This is a genomic window from Microbacterium sp. UBA3394 (assembly GCF_002358725.1).
In the GTDB taxonomy this organism is placed as follows: domain Bacteria; phylum Actinomycetota; class Actinomycetes; order Actinomycetales; family Microbacteriaceae; genus Microbacterium; species Microbacterium luteum.
In genome coordinates this window covers 1,870-7,784 of sequence record NZ_DEPK01000031.1, presented here as the reverse complement: position 1 = coordinate 7,784, position 5,915 = coordinate 1,870, and the positions used below count along the sequence as shown (strand labels likewise).

Annotated in this window: 6 protein-coding genes; 2 read left to right on the top strand and 4 right to left on the bottom strand. The window is 71.5% G+C overall.

The window, feature by feature from the left end; all coding sequences use genetic code 11:
• Positions 1–345 (top strand): MFS transporter (locus B4E30_RS01580; RefSeq protein ID WP_286793216.1); only part of this gene is annotated, 345 nt, incomplete at its 5' end.
• Here the strand turns inward: B4E30_RS01580 and B4E30_RS01575 are convergent.
• On the bottom strand, positions 284–1,690 hold the full coding sequence (locus tag B4E30_RS01575; RefSeq protein ID WP_286793235.1) for an MFS transporter: 1,407 nt from the start codon (positions 1,688–1,690) through the stop codon (positions 284–286). The genes B4E30_RS01580 and B4E30_RS01575 overlap by 62 nt on opposite strands.
• Positions 1,691–1,692: 2 nt before the next feature.
• Positions 1,693–2,166 (bottom strand): MarR family winged helix-turn-helix transcriptional regulator, encoded by a 474-nt coding sequence (locus tag B4E30_RS01570; protein WP_286793215.1) that lies wholly within the window; start codon positions 2,164–2,166, stop codon positions 1,693–1,695.
• A 72-nt stretch (positions 2,167–2,238) separates the two neighbouring features.
• Between B4E30_RS01570 and B4E30_RS01565 the strand changes: the two genes are divergently transcribed.
• Entirely contained in the window at positions 2,239–3,087 is an 849-nt protein-coding gene (locus tag B4E30_RS01565) for an alpha/beta fold hydrolase (protein WP_286793214.1), read from the top strand.
• 18 nt (positions 3,088–3,105) lie between these two features.
• On the opposite strand, the gene B4E30_RS01560 is transcribed toward B4E30_RS01565, so the two are convergent.
• Positions 3,106–4,560 (bottom strand): DEAD/DEAH box helicase, encoded by a 1,455-nt coding sequence (locus B4E30_RS01560; RefSeq protein WP_286793213.1) that lies wholly within the window; start codon positions 4,558–4,560, stop codon positions 3,106–3,108.
• A 206-nt stretch (positions 4,561–4,766) separates the two neighbouring features.
• On the bottom strand, positions 4,767–5,915 hold a 1,149-nt coding region (locus B4E30_RS01555; protein ID WP_286793212.1), incomplete at its 5' end, for an MFS transporter.

Here is a 5,915-nt window from a genome sequence, read left to right as displayed (position 1 = left end):
CCGCTTCAGCTCGCGATCGTCTTCCTCGCCTTCGCGGCGTTCAACCTGTTCATGAACGCCGGACCCAACGCGACCACCTTCGCGATGCCGACCGCCGTCTTCCCCGTCGAGGTGCGCGGTGCCGGCGCCGGCTTCGCGGCCGCTGCCGGCAAGGCGGGCGCAGCGGTGGGAACGTTCTTCTTCCCGCAGCTCCAGGCCGGGATCGGACTGTTCGGAACGCTGTCGATCATCGCCGCCGGCTGCGCCGTGGCGGGCGTCGTCACGATCGTGCTGCGGCGCCTGGTCAGTCAGCGTGAGGTCGCGCCGGATGCGCCGGGCGGCGCGGCGCCGGTTCCGGTCGGCTGACCGCGCGGCCGCGCCGCGGGGCCGTACGGCCGTCTGTCAGCGGGATGGGCGTCGTCTGGGCGATCGGCTCGCTGAACTCCTCCGGCGTCGGCCGCACCACCGACAGCGGGCGGGTCTCGTCGATCGTGAGGCGGAAACGGCGAGCCTCGTGGCGGTGCACACGGCCCGACGACAGCAGCCAGACGAGGCCGATCGAGAAGGCGACCACGCCGGCTCCCGCTCCGACGAGAATGCCCACGCGCGGGCCGAACGCGTCGACGACCGCGCCGACGATGGGTGCGCCGAAGGGCATGCCGCCCATGAGCACCGCCATGTACAGCGCGAGCACGCGGCCGCGCAGGGCCGGTTCCGTCGTCGTCTGCACGTAGCCGTTGGCCGTCGTGAGCATCGTCACGATCGAGAACCCGAGGAACATGAGCGTGATGGCATACGCCCAGTACACCGGCATGTAGGCACCCACTGCCGCGGAGACGGCGAACATTCCGACCCCGAACAGGATGATGCGGAAGCGGGCGCGGTCACGACGCGCGGCCAGCAGCGCGCCCGTGAGGGAGCCCACGGCGAGGATCGAGCTGAGGAGACCGAAGCCGTCGGCCTCCTGGCCGAACTCGATCGCCATCGTGGAGGCGTAGATGGGGAAGTTCATGCCGAACGCGCCGATGATGAACACGATCACGAACGTCACCAGCAGATCGCTGCGGCGCGCGACGTAGCGGAAGCCGTCGGTCAGGCGCGCCCGGCCCTGGGCCTTCGCGCGCGGGACCAGCTCGTCGGGGCGGATGATCGCGAGTGCGGCGATCATCCCGACGAAGGTCAGGGCGTTGATGACGAACACCCAGCCGGTGCCGACCGCGACGATCACGACGCCCGCGACGGCGGGGCCCAGCATGCGGGCGGAGTTGAAGGATGCCGCGTTCAGCGCGATCGCGTTCGAGGCGTTCTCGCGGGCGACGAGGTCGGAGACGAACGCCTGCCGGGTGGGGTTGTCGAACGCGGCGACCACGCCGAGCACCAGCGCGAAGCCGTACATGAGCGGCAGCGACATCGCCCCGACCAGGATGAGGAGGCCGATCGCGCCGCCGAGCAGCATGAGCGCCCCCTGCGTGATCATCAGCAGGCGCCGCCGGTCGAAGCGGTCGGCGACCCATCCGGTCACCCCCACCAGCAGCAGCGGCGGACCGAACTGCAGCGCCATGGTGACCCCCATCGCGCCGGCGTCGTTGTCGGTGAGCACGGTCAGCACCACCCAGCTGAGGGCGGTCGCCTGCATCCACTGGCCCACGTTCGACACCAGGGCGCCGATGAACCACACGCGGTAGTTGAAGACCGAGAAGGAACGGAACATGCTCATCGTGCGGCCAGCTCCTTCATGATCTCGGATGCGGCCGCGAGTGTGCGCCGCTGTTCGGGGGTGAGTGAGGCGAGGCCGTGATCGAGCCATGCGTCGCGCCGGCGCACGGTCTCGTCGACGACGTCGCGTCCGGGGTCGGTGAGGGCGATATTGACCTTGCGGCGGTCGGTCTCATCCGCGGTGCGGCTGAGGAATCCGAGCTCTTCGAGGCAGTTCACGGTGCGGTTCATCGACGGAGCCGTCACGCGCTCGCGCTCGGCCAGCTCGCCCAGCGTGTGCGGGCCGTGGACCTTGAGCGCGGCGAGCACGGCGAACTGGCCGTCGCTCATGCTGTCGATCGCGCGTTCTGCGCGGAGGCGTCGGGCCAGGCGGAAGGTCGCCATGCGGAAGTCGGCGGCGGAGATGTCGCGTTCGAGTTCGTCGGCGTGAACGGCTGCGGGGGCGGTGGTGGGTGATTCGGGGAAGCTCATGCGATTCTTTAGCATAGCTCATTAGTCACGCTAAAGGAATGGCGCCAGACGTGCTGCGCATAGACTCGGCCCATGCCCGAGTTCATCGACGCACACGGGGTCGCGATCGTCTACGACGTGCACGCCGCCCGCACGCCGGCCCGCGGAGTCGTGCAGCTGCTGCACGGCGTCGGCGAGCACGCCGGCCGCTACGCTGCCCTCATCGAGGCGCTCACCGCCGACGGTTTCACCGTGTACGCCGACGATCACCGCGGGCACGGCCGCACCGGCCTCCGTCAGCACGGCGGCCCCGGCAAGCTCGGCCGCCTCGGCAAGGGCGGACATCGCGCCGCCGTCGACGCGCTGTGGCGGTTCACCCGGCTCATCCGTGACGAGAACCCCGATCTGCCGCTGGTTCTGCTCGGCCACTCGTGGGGGTCGTTCCTCGCGCAGAAGCTCGTCAATGCGCATCCCACCGCCTACGACGGTCTGGTGCTGTCGGGTTCCGCGCTGCCGTGGCCCGGCACCCTCAACTCCGGTCCGCTGAACAGGCCGTGGAGCGGTCCGGATGCGACCGGCGTCGAGTGGCTCTCGTCCGACCCCGCGACCGGCGCCGCGTTCCTCGACGATCCGCTCACCACGGCCACGCCGATGCTGCAGCTGTTCGGTCCCTGGAACACCCTCCAGGTGCTGTCGCGGCCACGGCGCGGCCTCGCGCGCGACGTTCCGACGCTGCTGCTGGTCGGGAGCGAGGACACTGTGGGGGGTCCGAAGAGCGTGCATCGCCTGGCGGATGCCTACCGGCGTCGGTCGGGGTTCGGCGATGTCACGACGCTGGTCTACCCCGGCATCCGGCACGAGGTCTTCAACGACGTGGCGCAGGCCGAGGTGCGAGCCGACCTCTCGGCGTGGCTCGACGCGCGCTTCCCCGTGCGGGTCTGACGCGCGTCGCGCCGCCGATCAGTTCGCGACGTTGCCGCCGCGCGCCGCGCCCGAGCGCCCGCGCCCGCCGCGGCGTGACCGGCGCCGACGGCTCGACGGCGCTTCGGCCGGGTTGTGAGCTGCGGCCGACCCCTGGGCGCCGGCCCGCTGACGCTGTCCGTGCACGGCGCCGCCGTGGCCGGCAGCGGGCTTGTCGCCGCGAGCCGAGCGGCTCTGGCCGCCCGCGCGCTTCTGGCCGCCGCCGGACTGCTTCTGTCCACCCGTCGATGCGACCGGAGGGGCGGGCTTCACCGCGGGGGCGGACTCGCCGACGAGCTCGGCGACGGTCGCGTGCGCGGCGTCGACCGGCTCCAGGGCCGCCGTGATCTGCGCCTTCCGCAGCAGGTCCTTCACTTCGCGGCGCTGCGCCTCGAGCGCGATCGTCACCACCACGCCGTCGGCGCCCGCGCGTGCGGTGCGGCCGGAGCGGTGCAGGTACGACTTGTGCTCGACGGGCGGGTCGACGTGCACGACGAGCTCCACGCCGTCGACGTGCACGCCGCGTGCGGCGACGTCCGTGGCGACGAGCACGCGCACGCCGCCGGCATCCGGGCTCGCGCCGAAGGCGGCGAGGTTGCGCTCGCGCGCGTTCTGCGACAGGTTGCCGTGCAGGTCGACGGCGGGGATGCCGGCCGCGGTGAGCTGCTTGGCGAGCTTCTTCGCCTGGTGCTTGGTGCGGGTGAAGAGGATGCGGCGGCCGTATCCCGAGGCGATGCGGCGCACGAGAGCGGTCTTGACCTCGGCGTCGGCCGCGACGAAGACGCGGTGGATCATCGTGCCCTCGGGTACCGAGGACTCGTCGACGGAGTGACGCACCTCGTTCTGGAGGAACTTCGACACGAGGGTGTCGACGCCACGGTCGAGGGTGGCCGAGAAGAGCATGCGCTGACCACCCTGCGGCGTGGCCTTGAGGATGCGGGTCACGCCAGGCAGGAATCCGAGGTCGGCCATGTGGTCGGCCTCGTCGAGCACCGTCACCTCGATGCGGTCGAGCTTGACGATGCCCTGCTGCATGAGGTCCTCGAGGCGACCGGGGCAGGCCACGACGATGTCGACGCCGGCGCGGATCGCGTCGGCCTGCGGACGCTGGCTGACGCCGCCGAAGACGGTCGTGACCGTCAGGCCGGTCGCATCGGCCAGGGGCTTGATGGTCGCCGCGATCTGCGAGGCGAGCTCGCGCGTGGGCGCGAGGACCAGTCCGCGCGGGTGCCCGCCGGTGCGGCGGGCGGCGTTCGCGCCGGAGAGGCGCGCGACCATCGGCAGCGAGAACGCGATCGTCTTGCCGCTGCCGGTCCGGCCGCGGCCGAGCACGTCACGGCCGGCGAGGGCGTCGGGCAGGGTGTCGCGCTGGATCGGGAACGGCTCGGTCACACCGCGCGAGGCGAGGGAGGAGGCGAGGGTCTCGGGCACGCCGAGAGCGAGGAAGGAGGACATGGGGGAGTGCTTTCTGACAGAGCGCGGCACGCGAGAAGACGCGGGGCGCGGGGTGGGCGACGGCGCGGGATCGCGCATCGGTTCGCCGATCGAGAAGAAGTCGCGGCTCGGGAGGCCGGAAAGCGTATCGTCGACGCAGCGGCAGGAAGCCGCACAACGACGGTAGCACGCCGACGCTCGAGGTGGCTGGGAAGCCCGCTCCGCGGCTAACGGGTGCGCGGGTGGTCCGGGCGCCGGAGGAAGCAGACGGCGACGACGCCGAGTGCCATGACCGCGGCGGGAAGCAGCATCGACTGGGCCATCGCGGTGGCGAAGGGGTCGGCCAGGTCGGCGGGGAGCTCGGTGGCGGCTGCGACGTCACCCGCCGCCGATCCGGCAGGCAGCTGTGCCTCGAGGCTCAGCTGCATCATCGCCGCGATCGACGATGATCCGAGCACCGATCCCACGGTGCGGGTGGTGTTGTAGATCCCGGCGCCCGCCCCCGCCTGACGGCGCGGAAGATCGCGGGTGGCCGTCGTCGCGAGCGGTCCCCACATGCCCGCGTTGCCGATCCCCATCATCGCCGCCGGGATGAGGAACGCCCAGACCGGCGTGTCCATGTTCATGAGCGCGGCGTACACCACGAGGGCGCCCGTGACCGTCAGCAGGCCCGGCACCAGGAGAACGCGCGGATCGACGCGGTCGAGCAGGCGTCCGGCGAACGGGGAGAGCACGCCGGCGAACACGGCTGTCGGCACGAGCAGCAGGGCCGCCTGCGTCGGGGAGAGTCCGCGGGCGAGCTGGATGAAGAACATCAGCGGCAGCGACATGCTCGTGACGGTGAACCCGACGATGGCGACTCCGGTGCTGGCGAGCGCGAAGTTGCGATCGCCGAACAGCCCCAGCGGCACGAGGGGCTCGCCCCGTGTGAGCTTCTGCTGCCAGAGGAACAGCCCGAGCACGACGACACCGGCGCCGATCATCCCCCACACCCATGGCGCCCAGTCGTACGCCTCACCCTCCTGCAGCCCGAAGACGATGAGGAACAGCGCGGCGGCGCTCAGGACGACGCCGACCACGTCGAAGCGGTGCGGCTGCCTGCCGAGGTCGGGCACGAGCATCCATGCCAGAACGAATCCCACCATGCCGACGGGAATGTTGATGAAGAAGATCCACTCCCACCCGAGGCCGTCGACGAGGAAGCCGCCCGCCAAGGGTCCGACGAGCATCGCGACGCCGGATGTTCCGCCCCACAGACCCATCGCCGCGCCGCGCTGACCGGCCGGGAAGGTGCGGGTGATGACCGCCATCGTCTGCGGGGTCATCATCGACGCGCCCAGCCCCTGCACCGCGCGGAACGCGATGAGCGCGCCGAG